Source organism: Streptomyces sp. MNU89 (assembly GCF_020982505.1).
Taxonomy (GTDB): Bacteria; Actinomycetota; Actinomycetes; order Streptomycetales; family Streptomycetaceae; genus Streptomyces; species Streptomyces xinghaiensis.
On the sequence record NZ_JAJKLL010000001.1, the window covers coordinates 2,709,239 to 2,728,744 of the forward strand.

The following is a 19,506-nucleotide window of genomic DNA, read 5'->3' on the forward strand; positions in this document are numbered from 1 at the left end:
GAAGCCCGCAAGTGCGGTTACGCCCGGCCCGGCGGGGGCGCCTGCGCCGGCAGGACCCGTACCGGCAGTTCCGTCAGTGCCTCGCGCAGCGCGTCCGCGAACGCCTCGAACTCCTCCTGCCGGGCCGCCCCGGTGCGCAGGGCGAGCGCGATCCGGCGGGACGGGGCCGGGTCCGCGAAGGAGCCGGCCGCCAGCCGCGTGGAGCGCCCGGTCTCCACGCACAGCGCCGTGCGCGGCAGCAGGGTGACACCGAGTCCGCCGGCGACGAGCTGGACCAGGGTGGAGAGCCCGGCCGCGCTGGTGGTGGCCCGCGCGCCGTCCCGGCGGCCCGCCTCCCGGCAGATGTCCAGCGCCTGGTCGCGCAGGCAGTGGCCCTCGTCGAGCAGCAGGAGGTCGAGGTCGCGCAGCGCCTGCCGGGGGATGCCGGAGCGGCCGGCGAGCCGGTGCCCGCTCGGGGTGGCGAGCACGAAGTCCTCGTCGAACAGCGGGAGTTCGGTCACCCCGGTGGCGCCGAGGGGTACCGCGAGCAGCAGCAGGTCCAGCCGGCCCCGGCCGAGGCCGTGCAGCAGGGAGGCGGTCTGCTCCTCGTGGACCTGGAGGTCCAGGTCCGGGTAGCGGTCGCGGACCAGCCTCAGCACCGTGGGCAGCAGGTAGGGCGCCACCGTGGGGATCACGCCGAGGCGCAGCGTGCCGGTGAACGGGGCCCGCGCGGCCTCGGCCTCCTCCAGGAACTCCCCGACGGACTCCAGGACCGTACGGGCCCGGGCGGCCAGCCGGGCCCCGGCGGGTGTCAGCAGCACCTTGCGTGTCGTACGCTCCAGAAGCCGCACTCCGAGCACCTCCTCCAGCGCGGACACGGCGCCGGAGAGCGCGGGTTGGCTCATTCCGATGTCAGCGGCCGCGTCGCGGAAGTGCAGATGCTCGGCCACGGCGGCAAAGGCCCGCAGCTGCGCGAGAGTTGGCTGACGTGCGCCGTTGCGCCCCAGCCCTCCTACCGCGTGCACCGATCACCCTCCTCCTGTCAATAGGTGGATCCTATCAATATGCCGCCGCGTGTCGATTTCTTTGATCAATAGCGGCTATGAAAAGGTGAGGCACGTCCAACCCACAGGAAAGCACCCAAAAGGCGCTTTCCACCTTCGCAAGGAGATCGCGTGCTCACCGTCGGTGACCAGTTCCCCACCTACGACCTGACAGCCTGTGTCGACCTCGACGCGGACAAGGCCTTCGCGCAGATCAACCACAAGACCTACGAGGGCAAGTGGCGCGTCGTCTTCTTCTGGCCGAAGGACTTCACCTTCGTCTGTCCCACCGAGATCGCCGCGTTCGGCAAGCTGAACGACGAGTTCGCCGACCGCGACACGCAGATCCTGGGCGTCTCCGGCGACTCGGAGTTCGTGCACCACGCCTGGCGCAAGGACCACGCCGACCTGCGTGACCTGCCCTTCCCGATGCTCGCCGACGCCAAGCACGAGCTGATGCGCGACTGCGGCGTCGAGGGCGAGGACGGCTACGCCCAGCGCGCCGTCTTCATCGTGGACCCCAACAACGAGATCCAGTTCACCATGGTGACCGCCGGCTCCGTCGGCCGTAACCCCAAGGAGGTCCTGCGGGTGCTCGACGCCCTGCAGACCGACGAGCTCTGCCCGTGCAACTGGAAGCAGGGCGACGAGACCCTGGACCCGGTCAAGCTCCTCTCGGGCGAGTGATCCGACATGGCACTGGACGCGCTGAAGTCCGCCCTGCCGGACTACGCCAAGGACCTGAAGCTGAACCTCGGCTCGGTCATCGGTAACTCCGACCTCCCGCAGCAGCAGCTCTGGGGCACCGTGCTCGCCTGCGCGATCGCCTCGCGCTCCCCGATCGTGCTCCGCGAGCTGGAGCCGGAGGCCCGGTCGTACCTCAAGCCCGAGGCGTACACCGCCGCCAAGGCGGCCGCAGCCGTCATGGCGATGAACAACGTCTACTACCGCACCCGGCACCTGCTGTCGGACCCGGAGTACGGCACGATGCGCGCGGGCCTGCGGATGAACGTCATCGGCAACCCGGGCGTGGAGAAGACCGACTTCGAGCTCTGGTCGCTCGCCGTCTCCGCGATCAACGGCTGCGGCGCCTGCCTCGACTCGCACGAGCAGGTCGTGCGCAAGGGCGGCGTGGACCGGGAGACGGTCCAGGAGGCGTTCAAGATCGCCTCGGTCATCCAGGCCGTCGCCGCGACCCTGGACGCCGAAGAGGTCCTGGCCGGACTCTGATCCGGCCCGCGCGACGCGCGGAAAGGACGAAGGGCGCCCCGCCGTTCCCCGGTGGGGCGCCCTTCGCGCGTGCGTCCGCGGCAGCGAGGGCTCGAACGCCCGGACTCGGACGGGCTGTTCGCAACGTCCGGCTATTCGGCGGGCCGGTCGGGCGTCCGGGGCCCCTCGTCCTCCGGAGGCGTCCCCCCGGCCCCGGGAGCCCGCGCCGGCATCGTGCCCACCGGCACCCCGGCGACGCCGCCGCCCAGCGACGCCTGGGTGGCGGCCCGCCGTTCGGCGTGCCGGTAGAGATAGCCGACGACCGTGTTCGTGACGGCCACCAGCGGCACCGCCACCACCGCCCCGCCGATGCCCGCGATCAGCGAGCCCGCCGTGACGGCGAGCACCACGGCCAGCGGATGCACCCGGACCGCGCGGCCCAGGATGAACGGCTGCAGCACATGGCCCTCCAGCTGCTGCACCGCCAGCACCACCAGCAGCACCATGAAGGCGGTGAACACCCCGTTGGTGACGATGGCGATGACCACCGCGAGCGCGCCGGAGACCACCGCGCCCACCAAGGGGACGAACGCGCTGAGGAAGATGATGACGGCCAGCGGCACCGCCATCGGCACATCGAGGAAGTAGATCCCGAGACCGATGAAGATGGCGTCGATCATGGCCACCAGCACCGTGCCCCGCACATACGCGGTGAGGGTCAGCCAGGCGCGCGGTCCGGCACCCGCCACCCCGTCGCGCGCCGGAGCCGGTACCAGCTTCAGCAGCCACTCCCAGATCCTGCGGCCGTCGTAGAGCAGGAAGAGGGTGGAGAACATGGCGAGCAGCAGCCCGGAGATCACCTCGATGACGACGGTGACGCCCTCCAGGCCGGCGGAGGTGATGGCCTCGGTGTTGGTGCCGACCGCGTCGCTGAGGTTCTCGGCGATGTCGTTGATCTGGGCTTCGGTCACATGGAAGGGACTGTTGAGCAGCCACTCCTTCAACTCCTGGATACCGTCCTGGAGTTGTCCGGAGAGATTGTCGATGTTCTCCATGACCTGCCAGACCACGAACCAGCCCACCAGGCCCATGACGACGAAGCCGGTGATGAAGGTGACGGCCGTGGCGAGACCGCGTGGCAGGCCCCGTTTGCGGAGCCGGGCGACCGTCGGCTGGAGCAGCGCGGTGATCAGCAGGGCCACGACGAAGGAGAGCACCACCAGCCGCACGGTGCTGATGACCCGCATCAGCACCCAGAGCGTCCCGGCCAGCACCAGCAGCCGCCAGCCGACCTCGGCCGCCACCCGCATGCTCCAGGGCACGGCGGCCGCCGGCACGCGGTGTGCGGCGACGGCGGGCGCGTACGGGGGCGGGGGCGGCACCAGCAGGCTCTGCCCCACGGGGTTCCCGCCCCGCTCGCCCCCCGTCGTTCCGGCTGCCTCGAGGGCGGGAGCGCCGTGCGCGGCGGCCTCCTCCTCCCCGGCCTCGGCGGCGCGTTCCTCGGCGCGGGCCCGGCTTTCCTTCATCCGGGCGGCGATCTTCGTCAGCCCGGAACCCGCGTCCCCGAGCCAGTCAGACAGTTTCGACATATCACTCCCACTTCCCCCAGTCCCCCGAGGCAGTCGGAATGACGTTACACGCGTGCGGCCCCCGGCCCGTAGTGACGGGGGCCGGGGGCCGCACGCGCGAGGTGGACGGGGTACCCGCCCGTGAAGAATCCCTCTAGTACCAGTTGTTGGCCTGCCAGAACTCCCAGGCGCCGCACGGGCTGCCGTAGCGGTCGTTCATGTAGCCGAGGCCCCACTTGATCTGGGTGGCCGGGTTGGTCTGCCAGTCGGCTCCGGCGGAGGCCATCTTGCCGGCCGGCAGGGCCTGGACGAGACCGTAGGCGCCCGAGGAGGGGTTGGTGGCCCGGTAGTTCCAGCTGCTCTCGTGGTCCACGATGTTGCTGAAGCACTGGAACTGGTCGCCCGGGACCATCTGCCGCGCCATGGCCTGGACCTCGGCGACGGTGTACGAGCTCTTGACCCCGAAGTCGGACGCGTCGGCGCGGGCTTCGGAACGGGCGGCCTTGTTCTCGGCCTCCTCGCGCTGCTTGGCGAGCTTCTCCGCGGCCGCCTTCTCCGCTTCGGCCTTCTTGGCCGCCGCGTCCTTCGCCGCCTGCTTGCGTGCGGCTTCCTCAGCGGACTTCTGCGCCTCCGTCTCGGCAGCGAGGGACTGGGCGTCCGCCTGCTGGGTCAGGGAAGCGGTCTGCGCCTGGGCGTGATTCCCGGCGGGTATGTCTGCGAGGAGCGTCGCGTCGGCAGCGGTGGCCTCGACCGGTTCGGTCGAAGTCTGAGTGCCGCCCGAAGCCACACCGACGACGGCGCCGACGGTGGTGACCGCGGTGGCGGACGCCACGGCGAATCCCCGGACCGAAATCCGGCTCACACGGTTTCCTTCCAGCATCGCCCGCTTAGGTGACCTCGCGGGCGCAATCGTGCCCCTGGCACTGGCCTCCATTGTCCGGTCCCCGGGTGCGGGAGCCGGCTGGTCACGGGAGGCGCGGACCCGGTGCGTCCTCCCCGGGGGGAGTTCCGCGTGGTGCTCGGGCGGCGTACGGCGGCGCTCTTCAGTTCTGGCGGTGCGCACCGGGGCGGTGTGCTCCGCTTCCCGGTCCCGGCCCGAAGGCGTTCCCGGGGGATGGTGCTCGTGGTGCCGTACGCGGGGCCTGACAGAACCCACACCCTGCCGGACGGCGACGCGTTGAGGCAATTCCCCGTTGCGTGGGAAAGCTCACATCGTGTTTGCGCTCTCTTTTTATCGGAAAAGGAGGTGCGCCACGACGCCGCGGCGCTAAGCTCCTTGGCTCTTCGCGCGGCGTCGTGACGCATAGGGCGCAAGCGCCCTGAACTGCTCTCAGATGTGCGTCTCTTCGAGCATTTCGGTCACCAGGGCGGCAATCGGCGATCGTTCGGACCGGTTGAGGGTGATATGGGCGAAGAGCGGGTGCCCCTTCAGCTTCTCGACGACGGCGACCACGCCGTCGTACCGGCCCACCCGCAGATTGTCCCGCTGGGCCACGTCATGGGTCAGCACCACCCGGGAGTTGGCGCCGATCCTGGACAGCACGGTCAGCAGGACGTTGCGCTCCAGCGACTGCGCCTCGTCGACGATCACGAAGGCGTCGTGCAGCGAGCGTCCGCGGATGTGCGTCAGCGGCAGCACCTCCAGCATGCCCCGCTCCACCACCTCCTCGATCACATCGGCGGAGGTCACCGCGGAGAGGGTGTCGAAGACGGCCTGCGCCCAGGGCCCCATCTTCTCGGCCTCGGTGCCGGGCAGATAGCCCAACTCCTGCCCGCCCACCGCGTACAGCGGCCGGAAGACCATCACCTTGCGGTGCTGCCGGCGCTCCAGGACGGCCTCCAGACCCGCGCACAGTGCCAGCGCCGACTTGCCCGTACCGGCCCGGCCGCCCATCGAGACGATGCCGACCTCCTGGTCCAGCAGGATGTCGAGCGCGATGCGCTGCTCGGCGCTGCGGCCGTGGATGCCGAAGGCCTCCCGGTCGCCGCGGACCAGCCGGACCCGTCCGTCCGCGGTGACCCGGCCGAGCGCCTTGCCGCGCTCGGACTGGAGCACCAGGCCGGTGTGGACGGGCAGTTTCTCCGCTTCGGCCACATACGCGCTCTCGGCGGCGAAGAGTTCGTCCACCTCCTCCGGGGCCACGGCCAGCTCCGCCATGCCGGTCCAGCCGGAGTCGGTGATGGCGAGTTCGGCGCGGTACTCCTCCGCCAGCAGGCCGACCGAGGACGCCTTGATCCGCAGCGGCAGGTCCTTGGAGACGACCGTGACGTCGTACCCCTCGGCCTGCAGGTTCCTGGCCACCGCCAGGATGCGGGTGTCGTTGGACGCGAGTCCGCCGCCCGGGCCGAGGAAGGACGGCGGCAGTACGGAGGGGTCGGAGTGGTTCAACTCGACCCGCAGGGTTCCGCCCAGCTCTCCGATCGGGATGGGCGCGTCCAGACGGCCGTGGCGGATCCGGTACTCGTCCAGCAGGCGCAGGGCCTGCCGGGCGAAGTAACCGAGCTCCGGATGGTGCCGCTTGGCTTCGAGCTCCGACACCACGACCACGGGGAGCACGACTTCGTGCTCCTCGAAACGGCTCATGGCGGACGGATCGGCCAGCAGGACGCTGGTGTCGATGACATAGGTGCGCCGGTCGTTCGGGCGGCGCTTCGTGCTGGTCACCACGGGTGGACGAACCCCCTCGGATGAGGTCGGGGTGCGACGGCGTCGCGGGGGACTGGGCCGGTGCCGGCCGCGCTGCACGGGCCGGAGACCGGCCCTCCGCGGCTCCCGTCCACGGAAGGCCCGGCCGGAGCCGGTCGTTCCGCGCGGTCGTCCGTGTGCAAAGGGCCTCCCGGGCGGACGGCCTCCGAGCCGCCCGCTGCGTTCGACACCCGTGGACCGGGCGTCGATCTGGTGGTGATATTCCCTCGAAGGAGCGACGCCATGCCCCGATGCGCGTGTCGCCGGAGCGAACACCTCCTCCGCGCACCGGGAGAGTTGGTGCTGCGCCCTGATCTGGAAGCGGTGCACCGTCGCGGGGCTGCGCTGGGCGGTCTACGGCGGGACGGCCGTGACGGTGCTGCTGCTCCTCTTCTCCCCGGCCGTGTCGGGCGCCCCCGACACGCTCCTCCCCCACTCCGACTGGTGGCTGTTCCCGCTGCGCTCCCCGGGGGCGTTCAGCATCCCGGCCGGCTTCCTGCCGGCCTGGCTGGGCAGCCGGCTGGGCGAGCCCGGGGAGAGGGAGGACCCGTGGGCGACGGGGAGCCCGGGGCGGCCGGCGCGGCGCGGCGGTGAACGGCCGCTGCGGCAGCGGGTGTTCCGACCGGCGGCACAGAGGGCGGCACCGGTGCGCGGGCACCGGTGCCGCCCTCCGCCTGTCGGCCGGGAAGCGGCGGGGCGTCAGCCGCCGTACCGCCGGTGACGCGCCGCGTAGTCGCGCAGCGCGCGCAGGAAGTCCACCTTGCGGAACGCGGGCCAGAAGACCTCGCAGAAGTAGTACTCCGAGTGGGCGCTCTGCCAGAGCATGAAGCCGGAGAGCCGCTGCTCGCCGCTGGTGCGGATCACCAGGTCGGGGTCGGGCTGACCGCGGGTGTAGAGGTGCTGGGAGATGTGCTCGATGTCGAGCTTCTCCGCCAGCTCCGGGAGGGACGTGCCCCGCTCGGCCTCCGCGGTGAGGAGGGAGCGCACGGCGTCGGTGATCTCCTGACGGCCTCCGTAGCCGACGGCGACGTTGACGAGTATCCCCTCGATGTGGGCGGTGGCCTCCTCGGCCTCCTTGATCACGGTCTGCGTGCGGTGCGGCAGCAGGTCCATCGTGCCCACGTGGTGCACCCGCCAGCGGCCGTCGGCGGCGAGGTCGCGCACCGCGTCCTCGATGATGCCGAGCAGCGGGACGAGCTCCTTCTCCGGGCGGTCGAAGTTGTCCGTGGAGAGCAGCCAGAGCGTGACCACCTCGACGTCCGTCTCGGTGCACCAGCCCAGCAGTTCCCGGATCTTCCCGGCGCCGGCGCGGTGCCCCTGCTCGGCGGTGCCGCCGGAGGCGCGGGCCCAGCGCCGGTTGCCGTCCAGGATCACGCCGATGTGCTTGGGACCCCGGGCGGTGTCGAGCCGCCGTTCGACCCTGCGCGCGTAGAGCCCGTACACGAGTTCACGCACTGCCGCGTAGGGTCCGCGGCGCCGCCGCTCGGTCTCGCTCTGCCCCCCGGCATTACGCAGCATCGCCTTCTTCAGCCCCTCCGAGCAGTGCCAGCACCGAAACCAGCACATTACTGTGCCCACGGCCGAGCGGGCCAACCGTGTCCTGCGACAGCCGTGATAGGGAGGAGGACGTGACGCACTCCCTCCCCGGTTCCCCGCACCGCGCCGCCGACGGACGCTACGACTCCATGTCCTACCGCCGGACCGGCCGCAGCGGGCTCAAGCTCCCCGCGATCTCCCTCGGACTCTGGCACAACTTCGGCGACGACCGGAGCCTCGCCTCCCAGCAGGCGATCCTGCGCCGAGCCTTCGACCTCGGGATCACCCACTTCGACCTGGCCAACAACTACGGTCCGCCGGCCGGCGCGGCCGAGATCAACTTCGGCAGGCTCCTCGCCCGGGACTTCCGTCCGTACCGCGACGAACTGGTGCTCTCCACCAAGGCCGGCTACTTCATGCACCCCGGCCCGTACGGCGAGTGGGGCTCGCGGAAGTACCTGCTCTCCTCGCTGGACGCCTCGCTGCGCCGGATGGGTGTCGACTACGTCGACATCTTCTACTCGCACCGCTTCGACGCCTCCACCCCGCTGGAGGAGACGATGGGCGCCCTCGCCACCGCCGTACGGCAGGGCAAGGCGCTGTACGCCGGTGTCTCCTCGTACACCGCGGAGCAGACGCGGGAGGCCGCGCGGCTGCTGCGCTCCATGGGCGTCCCGGCACTGATCCACCAGCCGTCCTACTCCATGATCAATCGCTGGACGGAAGACGACGGACTGCTGGACACCCTGGAGGCTGAGGGCATGGGCTGCATCTCCTTCGCACCGCTCGCACAGGGGATGCTCACCGACAAGTACCTCGACGGCATCCCGGAGGGCTCGCGCGCCGCCCAGGGCAAGTCCCTCGACCCGGGCCTGCTCACGGACGACGTCGTGCGGCGGCTGCGCGGGCTGGACGCCATCGCGCGGCGGCGCGGCCAGTCGCTGGCCCAGCTCGCCCTGACCTGGGTGCTGCGGGACGAGCGGATGACGTCCGCGCTGATCGGGGCGTCGAGCGTGCGGCAGCTGGAGGCCAATGTGGCGGCGCTGGACGGGCCGGAGCTCACCGGGGAGGAGCTGGCGGAGATCGACACCTTCGCCGTGACCACACCGGGGGTCAACATCTGGGCGCTGCGGAGCTGAGGGACTGGTGGGCGGGGCTGGACGGGGCGCGGGGTGGGGCGCGGGCGCGCGGCTCGCCACTCGCTCCGGATCGCCCGGGCCCGTCCGCCGGGCACGGTGACATGCTCTCGCACCCCCCGCCGCGGACTCAGGTGCGCAGCCGCACCCCGAAACGGGTGCGCAGCCGGTGCAGCTCCCACACCGAGATGACGCTGACGGTGACCGGGCCTCCGAGCAGGGCCGCGAGCTGGGCCTGGAGCGGCCCGTTGTGCGGCATGCCGTCGGCGAGGACGCTGATGCCCGCCAGCGCCCACACCAGGGAGATCGTCAGGACGGCCGGCAGATAGGCGTGCACGGTCGCGGCGTTGAAGGCGTAGCGGGCCGTGTTCAGCAGCGCGAAGACCAGGAACGGCAGCATCCAGGCAAGGGCCGCGAGCCCCGCCAGTCCGGCGAGGATGTTCCAGGGCGACGCCACCTGCTCCGTCACCCAGAAGATCCCGACGAGGGCGGAGACGCAGACCAGGTAGGAGCCGAAGAACCAGCCGACGGTCTTCGCCGGCAGCCACAGCCGGGAGCGCAGCACCGGCCGGTAGCGCGGCGGGGCCTGCCGGATGAACAGGGTGACCACCAGCGGCCCGAGCAGGACGAGCAGCAGAGGCGCCGTCACGAGCCGGAACACGCCGTCGTCGAGCAGCTCGCTCCAGCCGCCGTCGGTCCCGTAGGCGTGGACCAGGACGACCGTCGAGACGGCACCCGCCGCGGTGCGCCACAGCTGGGCCTGGCGCACGGTGGGGTCCTCGACGCGGCCGGGGCCCGGCCGGTTGAAGAGCGCGTCCGCCCAGGCACGCCCCGTGCGCAGCGCCCCCAGGGACAGCCGGAAGCGCGCCCGGGGCGGCGGGAGCGGTAACGGCGGAGGCGGCACCACGGGCACACCGGGGCGGGCCCGGGGCCGGGGCGTACGGGTGGCCCGGCGGCGGAGCGTACGGGCCCGCGCCCGGCATCGGGGCACCGGAGGGCGGCGGCCCCCAGGGATGTCCCTGCTGCGGTCCGTACGGATTGCCCTGCCCGGGCGCGGGCGGCGGCCCCCATCCCCCGTTCGACACACTTCCCCCGTCTCGTCCACGGCGCTGCCGCGCACGGTCGTCGACGGGGGAATTCTACGAAGCGGGGGCGGGCGCCGTGCGGGAAAAAGAGAAGCGGGCCGGTCCGTGGGGGGATACGGACCGGCCCGAGGGGGGGTTTCCACCATAGCCCGTGGAACGGGGTGATCCGCGCACCGAAGGGGCGCTCGGCGCATCGGCGGACGGGAGCGCCGATACCCGGCAAAGGGGAGCGAACCCCGCGTCATGGCCGTTCGCGCCGGTCAGGACCGGGCCAGACCGCCCAGCAGCAGCCCCAGAAAAGTGCCCCACATCATGAAGGGGCCGAAGGGAAGAGCCGTTTTCCGCCCGGCGCGTCGCAGCACCACCAGAGCCGCTCCGTATACCGCCCCGAACAGGAATCCGGCGAACGCGCCGGCGAACAGCACGCCCCAGCCGTACCACCCGAGGGCGACCCCCGCGGTCAGCGCCAGCTTGACGTCACCGAAGCCCATGCCGGCCGGGTGGATCAGGAACAACACCAGATACGCGCCGCCGAGCGCCGCGCCGCCCAGCAGCGCACCGGTCCAGGAGCCGCCGGACCCGGGCAGCAGCGTGGCCCCGCCCAGCAGGGCGGCGGTGGCGGCGGGCAGCGTCAGGGTGAGCACGTCCGGCAAGCGGTGCACGGCCGCGTCGACATAGCCGAGGACGAGCGCGAACGGCACCAGCAGCAGCCACACGGCCAGTTCGGGCCGCGCCCCGGTGGCCACGGCGAGCCCGCCGCACGCGAGCGCGGAGAGCAGGGCCGCGCCGGCGGAACGCGGGCCGAACCATGGACCGGGCCGGGCCGGGGCCCCGTCCGGGCCCGGCTCCGGGGACGTACCGGTGGGGAGGGTGCGCCCGGGGGCGCGGGCGCCGACAGCGCCCCGGCGGGCGGCACCGCACCGCTCCGGTCACCGGCCGCGCAGAGCGTGCAGCGGCCGAGGCCCGCCCAGCCCCGCGCCGGACCGGTCAGCGGATGCCCGCCGGGGCAGCCGGCCCGCCAGGGGTCCCCGGCTTCAACGGCCAGCCGGTAGGCCGCACGGGGGACCAGCAGTCCGGCGGCGGCGCCGTACAGGGCGGCGAGAACGGTCAGCGGCAGGGACACGTCCCGACTGTACGGACCGCGGTGGGGCGGGTCATGGGCCCGTGGGCCCACACGGAGCGGACTGCGGGCTTCGGGCCGGACGGGCGGGACCGGACGGACCGGCGGGACCGGACGGACCGGCCTCCTCCGGGTCTTCGGTATCCGGGCTCTGGTAGAACGCGAGAAGCGTCGCCGGGCCGGACGCCCGGGAGGCGCACAGGGCGGTTGAGGGCTCGCCGAAGGGCTTGAGGGCAGGGAGGAGCGGGCCGGACTGCCGACCGTCGCACCTCTGTACGTCCAGCAACGAGCAACCGGCGACCGGCGACCGGCGAGGAGACAGTGGCATGGAACACCTGCGCGACGGCACCACCGTCCTGACCGTCACCCCGCCGGCCACCGCAGATGACGCCGGCTCCGATGACGCCGGCACCGCGGGCCACGGCACCGCGGTCGCCTGTACCGCTGCCGGGGGCCGTGCCGGTACGGACACCGGACCGCGGCCGGCCGGCCGGGCCGTCCCCCTGGAGGTCGCCGCCTCCCTGCGGGCCCGTACTCGAGGTCTGCTGGGCCGGGACGGCATCGACGGGGCGATCCTGCTGACCCCGGCGAACAGCGTGCACACGTTCCGGATGCGCTTCCCGATCGACGTCGCCTATCTGAGCCGGGACTTCCGGGTACTCGCCGTCCGCACCATGCGCCCGGGGCGGCTGGGCCTGCCCCGCTTCCGTGCCCGCCATGTCCTGGAGGCGGAGGCGGGTGCGATGCGGGAGTGGGGGCTGGTCCGGGGCGGACGGGTTCGCATCGGCTGACGAGGACAGGGGCGGGGTGCCGGTGCGGCCGGCGGGCGGGCGGGCGACGTGAGGACCGCGTCCGGGAGGGTCTGCCCCTCTTCCCCTCTTCCCGTCCAACCCTCGCCGGCTCACTCTCCGCCGGACTGCCCCCGCTCCGGTTCCCGTCCGGTGGGCCTCCGGCCCGCCAGGAAATCCTCGAAGGTGATCCGGCCGAGGGTGTTTCCGTCCTCTCCGGCCACCACCAGATTGGCTCCCGCGCGCAGTTCCCGCCCCGCCTTCCCGGGCAGTGGCAGTGGCAGCACGGCCCGCCGCCGGCCGGTGGCCCGCAGCCAGGCGCGGGTGAGGTCCGTGTGCGCACGTGCCTCCGGCCCGCCCAGGTCGGGGACCCGGCCGGCCGGGAAGCCGTCCGCCAGTTCGACAAGGTGCCCGGCCACTTCCGTCACGTCGACGGGCTGGAAACGCACCCCGGCGAGGGCCGCCAGCACGGGCAGCCGGCGCTGCGCGGAGGCGATGCGGGCCATCAGGTCGTGGAACTGCGTGGCGCGCAGGATCGTCCACGGCACCTGCGAGGACTCGATGATCCGTTCGGCCTCCAGCTTGGCCCGGTAGTAGCCGAGCGGAATCCGGTCGATGCCCACGATGGAGACGTGGACGAGATGCGGGCTGCCGTCCGGCTGCCGGGCCACCGCGTCCGTCAGCCGCCGGGTGGCCTCGACGTCCCCGCGTCCGAGCGTCGTGGCGCAGTGGATGACGACGTCCGCCCCGGTGACCGCCGCGTCGATGCCCTCGCCGCTGCGCAGATCGCCGGTGGCCCAGTCGTACGGCCGGTCGTCGGCTGCGGAACGGGACCGTCTGCTCAGCACGCGTACCGCGGGACGGCCGTCGGGGAGCCGCGCGCCGGCGGGCGCGGCGTCCAGGAGCCGCTGGACGACGGCCCGGCCGAGCGTGCCGGTGCCACCGGTCACGAGTACGGATTGCTCCACCACCACGCGCCTCCTCCGCGGGACGGCAGGGCGCCGCCCCCTCCCCGGCATGATGCCCGCACGCGCGGGGAGCGCCCAGACCGCGGCGCACCCGGCGCCCGTGGCGTGCGAGGGCGCGCGCGAGAAGTGGGGGAAGTCGGTCGTGCTTGAACGGACCGGAGCGGCGCCTGTCGCGGAGGGGGCAGGACGCCGAGATGTCCGCCGGCTCAATGCGGGGTGGTGGCAGGCCCTGGGAAGACGGTCAATCGGTGCTGCTGTCGGTGCGGGGGAAGGAGACCTCGACGCGGCGGTTCTTCTTGCGGCCTTCTTCGGTGGAGTTGTCCGCGATCGGGAACTGCTCGCCGTAGCCGCGGATGTCGAAGGCGACGCCGGAGTCGAGATCCTTGGCGAGCTGCTTGTGGACGGCGTTGGCGCGCTTCTTGGACAGGACGTCGCCATGGGCCGAGGAGCCGAGATTGTCCGTGAAGCCGAAGACCTGGACCCGCTTGGCGTCCTGCTTCTTGATCTCCTCCGCGATGGTGGCGATCCGCGCGTTCGCCTTGCCGTCGAGTTTGGCGCTGTCCCTGCCGAAGAGCACCTCGGCCTGAAGGGCGAAGGTGACGTCGGCGTTGGTGTCCTCGCGGCGCTCCTCGCCACCGAGGTCTTCCACCACGGACTTGATGTCGAGCACTTTGGCGTCGGCGAGCTGGGCCCCGGCCACCATCTTGAGATCCGGGTCGTCGGCGTCGATCTCGACGGGCGGGGACGGAGTGATCGCCGAACCGGGACCGCCGGGCGCTCCGGGCCCCTCGTCGGCGCGGGCACCGCCGGCCGTGTGCACGCCGAGGGCGGAGAGGGCGAGGGCCATGACGACGGCGGTGGGGGCCATCAGGGTGCGGGGCAGGGGCTTGGGGTGAGGACGAGTCGAGGTCATGGCGGACTCACTCGGTGATCTCTACGGTGGCGGAGTCGAACGTGGGCAGGGAGAACTCCACCTCGGTGGTGCCTTCGGGCGGGGCGGGGAACTGCATGAAAACGGGGATTTCCTCACCTGGTTCGACCTTGGTGATGCCTGTCGTGCAGAGGCAGCGCCCTTCGGTGTCCCGGAGCACGTAGTAGCGCTTCTTACCCTTCTGGTCGACGAGAGCGGCACCGCCCAGCGAGTACCCGTTGGATACGAGTTCCTTCTCGTTGCCACGCCATGCAGGCGTGTCGAAGTACCCCTTCTTGCCCGTGTTCTTCACGGCTCCATTCACCGTGACGAACCCGCCGGTATCCCGGTTCACGGAGTGAATGAACAACTGCATCCCGTTCTCACCCCCCAGTTCGGCGATGGGCTCGGTCGTCTTGGAGTCCTCGGACCCTTCTCCTTCCGCCTCGGACGTCGGCTTGTCCGCAGAGGCCGATCGCTCGGAAGGATTCCCTTCGGGCTGTCCCCCATCGCCACCGCCGCAACCGGCCACGGCGAGGGCAAAGCCCGCCGCGAGCGCTACTGCGGCGGCTCCTCTTCGGGCCTTCGCTGTGTGCCGAATGCTCATGAAGTGCGTTCCTTTACTGGTGTGGTCCGTGCTCATTCGGTCAGATAGACGGAAAACAGATCCGCTGCTTCCGGCAGCACGTCCGAATCATCCAGATCAGCCGGATCAATGATCCAGTCCTTGCCGTCGCAGGAGAACTCGATGGAGTCCGTGTCGCCGGTTTCGACGCGGCAGCGCGGCTCAACGGCCGCTGTCGCGTCCGCTTCTCCGCGCGTCCCCTCCGTACCGGGCACGATGGTCTTCCCGATGGAGGAGTCGGTGCGGACCGCTACCGTGCACTCTTCCTCGGAGCACTGACACGGGTTGACGCTGGAGCTGTTCCTGGCCGCGAAGTCGGCCGCTTGGGCGCAGGCGGCACCCTCGTCCACGCCCGTGAGGCCGCTGCCACCGAGCCAGTCCTCCCACGCGTCCTCCGCCTCGACGGCATCCAGGAAACCGTCGTACATCTGATCGCGGACGTCTTGGGCCGCGGCCAGCGCGGCTGCGTCCGCCGCCGTCTGGGCGCCATTGCGTATGGCGGCGGCCTGGCCGACCGCGAAGTAGGCGAAAGCAAGAAAGAGCAGGCCCGCCACCACCGTGATGTAGATGGGGAAGGCCTGCCCTGCATCGCCCCGCAGACGGTGGCGACTCAACCGGAGTTGATGCTGGAAATCGCTTCCATGATCCTGCTGAGAATCGCACTGCCGATCCCCGAGCCCGCGATGGCTCCGATGATCAGTACGACCACCAGGATGATGCCCAGGTATTCGAGTGCCGTCTGCCCCCGGTCCGCGCTTCCCGTCCTCGCCGTTCGGGCGGTGAGGGATTCGATCGCGGTGTTCCGCCAGCCGTGCACGCGGATCCTGGTGTCGGCCGCGGCCTTCGCCAAGGTCTTGTTCGACATGGGACTGTCCTCCCGTGCTGGCCGGTCGCGCCTCGACCGACGCATAGGTCTCCGCCGGACCGTACGGCGCCGTGCCCGGGTCGGGCGAGGGCCCGTGGGCCCACATGCGGGCCCAGAGCGCGGGGTTCGATCCCGCGGCGGGAAGAGGCCGTAACCGCGTGCGCGGGTGCCGGGGGTCCCGGTGCGGAATGGGCATCGTCCGTGTCCCCCGTTCAGCCATGGCCGCCCCCGGCCGGTCCCCGTTCCCGTCGTCCTACGCCGAGCCAGGTCAGTATGGCTTCGGAGCGGCTGGTCGAGGAGAGTTTCGCGAAGATCCGGTTGATGTGGTTCTTGACGGTCTTCTCGCTGATGAAACAGGTGGCCGCGATGTCGCGGTTGCTGAGGCCCGAAGCGATCAGGTCCATCACTTCCGCCTCCCGGTGGCTCAGTCCGAACTCGTCCCGCGGTCCCCGCCGTTGGGGTCGCCCGACCAACGACTGTCCCATAAATAGTTGCGCTTGCGAAGAGGGTTGTTGACGTTCGGCCGGTTCCGTCCAGGCTCCGCCTCGGCCTTGCAGGGAGTATGGGCGGAATGAGGACGGATTCAAGTGTGCAGAAGCATCGGTTTTGTGTTTGCCGATGGAGGGGTCCATGCGGTTCCGGGAGGCCGCCGCCCGGCCCTGCGCGCGGAGGCGTCCGGCCGCCGTGCGCCGGCTCCGCCCGGACCGGCTGCCGGGTGCCGGGTCGGGGCGGCTTCCCGGCGGCCGGGGGCGTTCCCGGCGCAGATGGGCCACCAGGGCGTTCACGGCGGTCGTGGTCATCGGGGAGTGGCCGGCGCGGATGTCCCGTACGGCGGCGACCAGTCCGTCGGCGGTGAACTCACCGTGCACGAGATAGCCGCCCGCGCCCAGCCGCAGGCACTCGCGGACGGTTTCGCTCTCCCGGCTGTAGGTGAGCATCAGCACCGGCGCGACCGGCACGAGATGCGGCAGCGCGTCGATGCCGTCGGCCCCCGGCATCCGCACGTCCAGCAGCACCACGTCCGGGCGGTGTTCGCGGGCCGCGCGCAGGGCCTGGTCGCCGTCCGCCGCCTGGGCGACGACCCGGATGTCGTCCCGGCCGTCGAGCAGGGCGGCCAGTCCGGCCCGTACCACCGGGTTGTCGTCGGCGACGACGACCCTCAGCAGTGCTGCGGGGCGGTCAGGGACCGGCGAGTTCGCGGCCGGGTGATCTTCCGGCATGGCCGGGCCTCCTCTCGGTATGCGGGGATACCGGGCCTCCTCGGCCCGGCGGCTGTTCGGGGACGCCGTCCAGCAGCGGGCCCGGCTCGGCGGCGGGACGCTCCTGGACGGGGACGGGGACGGGGACGGGCCCGGCGGCGCGGCCGGGGGCGGGAGGTGGCGGTGCGGTCTGCGATATCGGCACCGCTTCCAGCGGGAGTTCGAGCCGGACTTCCGTGCCGGTCCCCGGGGTCCGCTGCCGATACGGAGCCGCGCGCCGATACCGGCCGCCCGCTCGGCCATGCCCAGCAGCCCGAAGTGGCCGTCGCGGCAGAGGGTTTCCAGGTCGGTACCGGGACACAGGCCCCGGCCGTCGTCGAGGACCCCGAGGTGGAGGGTGCGGACGGTTCGTCCGCCGCCGGGCCCCGGGTTCTCCGGGGCGGGGCTCTCCGTGATGCCTGCCTCCACCGTGACCCGTTCGGCGTGCGCGTGGCGCCCCGCGTTCTCCAGGGCCTCGGCGGTGATCGTCAGCAACTCCCGGGCCACGGCGGGCGGCAGGGCGGGCAGCGGGGCTCCGTCCGCCACCCGGACGTCGGCCGGTATACCGGTGCTCCGGGACCAGTCGGCCGTACGGGCGGCCAGTTCCCGGCCGAGAGGGATGTCCCCGGACTCCCCCGGGTTCCGGCCCGGGTCCGCGCCGTCCGGGGCGCGGCGCAGATCGGACAGGAGTTCGCGGGACTCGGCGGCAGCGCACCGGGCGGCGTGGGCCACCAGTTCCGCGCGCTCCCGCACCGTCCCCGGGTCCGTACGGTCCACCGAGGCGGCCAGGCCCTCCGCAGCCAGGGCCAGGCCATGCAGGGTCTTGGCGACCGAGTCGTGCATCTCCCGTGCCAGGCGGGCCCGTTCGCCGCAGACGGCCTCCGCGGCGGCCAGCCGGGCTCGGGTCTCGGCGAGGGCACGGCCCGCCGCACCGAAGCGGAGCAGCAGGTTCCGCAGGACCACTCCGGCGGCACCGGCGATGACGCAGAAACCGGGGAGGACCAGGCGTGAGGCCAGTCCGCCGCCCAGATAGGGGTTGGCGCCGTACGCGGCCGCGAGGACGAGGATCTGGAGTCCGGCGAAGACACCGGCGCCGCGCCAGCCGTAGCAGAGCCCGGCCAGCAGCGGGGTGCAGACGGTGACGTAGCCGAGGGTGGACTCGGGGGTCGCGGTCAGGAGCAGCAGTGCGCCGAACAGCAGATCGATGCCCAGCAGCGCGGGGTGCCGGAGCAGCAGCGGGCCGAAGCGCTCCCAGTCGCGGAAGAGAACGTACGAGCCCATGAAGGTGCACACGACGGCCGAGCCGATGAGCCAGGTCGCGGGACCGGGTGCGGTGCGGTGGAGGGCGAAGGGGGTGCCGAGAGCGATCATGGCGAGGCGGAAACCGAACACATGACGGGCCAGTGCCTGGAGGGCGTTGAGCTGGAGGCGGAGACCCTGTTCGTCGTCGGCCACGGGGACATGGGCCGTCGTCGCGCGCCCGTCCTCCCCCGGTACGGGCTCCGCGGGCCGCCCGGCGGCCGCGCCGGTGCCCGCGCCCGTGCCCGGCGGCGCGGACCGGGTCGCCGGCCCGGGGTTCCCGGAGAGTGACGGCCGGACGGCTCCCTCAGGGCCCGGTGGCCCCGCGACCTCCGGCGCGCGCCTCGCCGTACCGGGTGCACCGCCCGTGCCGGCCGGTCCCGCCGTACGGGGCGCCGCCGCCGTACCGGGCTCCGCCGGTGCCGTGCCGGCCGCCGGCAGGGGTCCCGCCGCGCGCGTCCCCGTCGCGGTCCGTTCCCGTCCCATCGCTTTCACCTCCTCCTCCCCCGTCCTTCTCTCCGTGTCCTTCTTTCCGTGTCCTTCTCTCCCCCGCCGGTCAGCCCGTGATGGCGCCGAAGTCGACCCCCGAGCCGAAGACGAAGCCCGCCACCAGCAGGATGAGCGTCCCCGGGAGCATGAACGTGGTGACGGCGAGCGTGGCCTTGGGGACGGCCCGGGCGGCGCGGCGGCGGGCGTTCTGGGCGTCGGTTCGGCGCATGTCGTCGGCGATCTGGATGAGTGTGTCGACGATGGGCGCCCCCAGTTCCTCGCCCTGCTGCAGCGCGGTGACGAACATGGCGACCTGGTCGCTGTCGTTGCGGCGGCGCAGTTCGTCGAACGCCTCGCGCCTGCTGACGCCCATGTCCATCCGGCGCAGAGCGATCCGCAGTTCGTCCGACCAGGGGCCCCGGTATTTCTCGGAGACCCGTTCGAGCGCCTGCCGGAAGCCGAGTCCGGCGCTGACGACGACGGCGAGGACGTCGAGGAAGTCGGGGAGCGTCCGTTCGATGTCGGCCTTGCGCTGCTGGACCGCGGCCCAGATGCCGACCTCGACCCAGAAGAGGCCGAAGAGGACGAGCAGCGCCGCGATGACGAACTGTCCGCGCAGCAGCATCGCCAGCGCCCCGGCGAAGCCGAGGAAGCCGTAGACGGCGCGGCGCGCGGCGTAGCGGTCGAGGGTGAGGCCGCCGGGGTTGCCGGCCCGGTCGATCCGGCGGCGCACCGCGTCGGCGCGCCGGGGCCCCATCATGCGCAGCACCAGGGGCGCGTAGCGCATGCCGAGCCGGTCGACGGCGGAGCCGACGGCGGTGGTGCGGGTGGCGCCCACCTCCAGGGCCACCTTGAGGTCGCCGGGCAGCTCGGCCTCGCGGCGGTAGAGCGCGATGCCGTAGCCGATGCCGGCGGCGCTCAGGGCGGCGACGGAGGCGAGCAGCAGAGCGGTCATCGGTGGT

17 protein-coding genes and 2 pseudogenes are annotated in these 19,506 nt (G+C 72.3%); 4 read left to right on the forward strand and 15 right to left on the reverse strand.

Features of this window, described 5'->3' with window-relative positions:
• Window positions 1-17 precede the first annotated feature (17 nt).
• A complete protein-coding gene (locus E4N63_RS11505) occupies window positions 18-1,004 on the reverse strand; it encodes a hydrogen peroxide-inducible genes activator (protein WP_230240578.1) in 987 nt (328 codons plus the stop codon).
• Window positions 1,005-1,154: 150 nt separating this feature from the next.
• Here E4N63_RS11505 and E4N63_RS11510 point away from each other — a divergent pair, with 150 nt between their 5' ends.
• On the forward strand, window positions 1,155-1,709 hold the full coding sequence (locus E4N63_RS11510; protein ID WP_019710288.1) for a peroxiredoxin: 555 nt from the start codon (window positions 1,155-1,157) through the stop codon (window positions 1,707-1,709).
• Window positions 1,710-1,715: 6 nt separating this feature from the next.
• Window positions 1,716-2,252: an alkyl hydroperoxide reductase gene (locus E4N63_RS11515; protein WP_019710289.1), complete on the forward strand. Its 537-nt coding sequence runs from the start codon at window positions 1,716-1,718 to the stop codon at window positions 2,250-2,252.
• 131 nt (window positions 2,253-2,383) lie between these two features.
• Here E4N63_RS11515 and E4N63_RS11520 read toward each other — a convergent pair whose 3' ends face one another.
• From E4N63_RS11520 to E4N63_RS11535, 4 genes are all read right to left on the reverse strand, one after another.
• The gene (locus E4N63_RS11520; RefSeq protein ID WP_230240579.1) at window positions 2,384-3,820 is read right to left on the reverse strand and encodes an AI-2E family transporter; all 1,437 of its coding nucleotides are present in this window, start codon (window positions 3,818-3,820) and stop codon (window positions 2,384-2,386) included.
• Window positions 3,821-3,953: 133 nt separating this feature from the next.
• Window positions 3,954-4,661 carry a transglycosylase SLT domain-containing protein gene (locus E4N63_RS11525; protein WP_125623969.1) on the reverse strand — a complete coding sequence of 236 codons (708 nt, stop codon included), beginning with the start codon at window positions 4,659-4,661 and terminating at the stop codon, window positions 3,954-3,956.
• Window positions 4,662-5,129: 468 nt separating this feature from the next.
• Window positions 5,130-6,467, reverse strand: a complete 1,338-nt coding sequence (locus E4N63_RS11530; protein ID WP_125623970.1) for a PhoH family protein — start codon at window positions 6,465-6,467, stop codon at window positions 5,130-5,132.
• A 717-nt stretch (window positions 6,468-7,184) separates the two neighbouring features.
• Window positions 7,185-7,940, reverse strand: a complete 756-nt coding sequence (locus E4N63_RS11535) for an isoprenyl transferase (RefSeq protein ID WP_228429957.1) — start codon at window positions 7,938-7,940, stop codon at window positions 7,185-7,187.
• Window positions 7,941-8,113: 173 nt separating this feature from the next.
• On the opposite strand from E4N63_RS11535, the gene mgrA reads away from it, so the two are divergent.
• Entirely contained in the window at window positions 8,114-9,160 is a 1,047-nt protein-coding gene (gene mgrA, locus E4N63_RS11540) for an L-glyceraldehyde 3-phosphate reductase (RefSeq protein WP_228429955.1), read from the forward strand.
• Between the two features lie 127 nt (window positions 9,161-9,287).
• Here the strand turns inward: mgrA and E4N63_RS11545 are convergent, their stop codons facing one another.
• Both E4N63_RS11545 and E4N63_RS11550 read right to left on the reverse strand, forming a co-directional pair.
• A complete protein-coding gene (locus E4N63_RS11545) occupies window positions 9,288-10,064 on the reverse strand; it encodes a hypothetical protein (RefSeq protein ID WP_125623972.1) in 777 nt (258 codons plus the stop codon).
• A 438-nt stretch (window positions 10,065-10,502) separates the two neighbouring features.
• Window positions 10,503-11,365 (reverse strand): annotated as a pseudogene (locus E4N63_RS11550) (prepilin peptidase).
• Between the two features lie 323 nt (window positions 11,366-11,688).
• On the opposite strand from E4N63_RS11550, the gene E4N63_RS31480 reads away from it, so the two are divergent.
• A complete protein-coding gene (locus tag E4N63_RS31480) occupies window positions 11,689-12,153 on the forward strand; it encodes a DUF192 domain-containing protein (RefSeq protein ID WP_374112741.1) in 465 nt (154 codons plus the stop codon).
• 110 nt (window positions 12,154-12,263) lie between these two features.
• Here E4N63_RS31480 and E4N63_RS11560 read toward each other — a convergent pair whose 3' ends face one another.
• The 8 genes and pseudogenes from E4N63_RS11560 to E4N63_RS11595 form a co-directional block, all read right to left on the reverse strand.
• Window positions 12,264-13,118 carry an SDR family oxidoreductase gene (locus E4N63_RS11560; RefSeq protein ID WP_230240580.1) on the reverse strand — a complete coding sequence of 285 codons (855 nt, stop codon included), beginning with the start codon at window positions 13,116-13,118 and terminating at the stop codon, window positions 12,264-12,266.
• A 241-nt stretch (window positions 13,119-13,359) separates the two neighbouring features.
• A complete protein-coding gene (locus E4N63_RS11565) occupies window positions 13,360-14,031 on the reverse strand; it encodes an OmpA family protein (RefSeq protein ID WP_374112742.1) in 672 nt (223 codons plus the stop codon).
• Window positions 14,032-14,038: 7 nt separating this feature from the next.
• Complete coding sequence (locus E4N63_RS11570) at window positions 14,039-14,635, reverse strand: hypothetical protein (protein WP_228429949.1); 597 nt, start codon at window positions 14,633-14,635, stop codon at window positions 14,039-14,041.
• A 32-nt stretch (window positions 14,636-14,667) separates the two neighbouring features.
• The gene (locus E4N63_RS11575) at window positions 14,668-15,267 is read right to left on the reverse strand and encodes a pilus assembly protein TadG-related protein (RefSeq protein WP_125626409.1); all 600 of its coding nucleotides are present in this window, start codon (window positions 15,265-15,267) and stop codon (window positions 14,668-14,670) included.
• Window positions 15,264-15,518 (reverse strand): hypothetical protein, encoded by a 255-nt coding sequence (locus E4N63_RS11580; protein ID WP_125626410.1) that lies wholly within the window; start codon window positions 15,516-15,518, stop codon window positions 15,264-15,266. The genes E4N63_RS11575 and E4N63_RS11580 overlap by 4 nt, the downstream gene beginning before the upstream one ends.
• Before the next feature lie 212 nt (window positions 15,519-15,730).
• Complete coding sequence (locus E4N63_RS11585; protein ID WP_230240581.1) at window positions 15,731-16,738, reverse strand: response regulator transcription factor; 1,008 nt, start codon at window positions 16,736-16,738, stop codon at window positions 15,731-15,733.
• Window positions 16,739-16,889: 151 nt separating this feature from the next.
• Window positions 16,890-18,541 (reverse strand): annotated as a pseudogene (locus E4N63_RS11590) (sensor histidine kinase); the annotation flags it as partial.
• A 70-nt stretch (window positions 18,542-18,611) separates the two neighbouring features.
• A complete protein-coding gene (locus E4N63_RS11595) occupies window positions 18,612-19,499 on the reverse strand; it encodes a DUF5936 domain-containing protein (protein WP_125626412.1) in 888 nt (295 codons plus the stop codon).
• Between the last annotated feature and the right edge of the window lie 7 nt (window positions 19,500-19,506).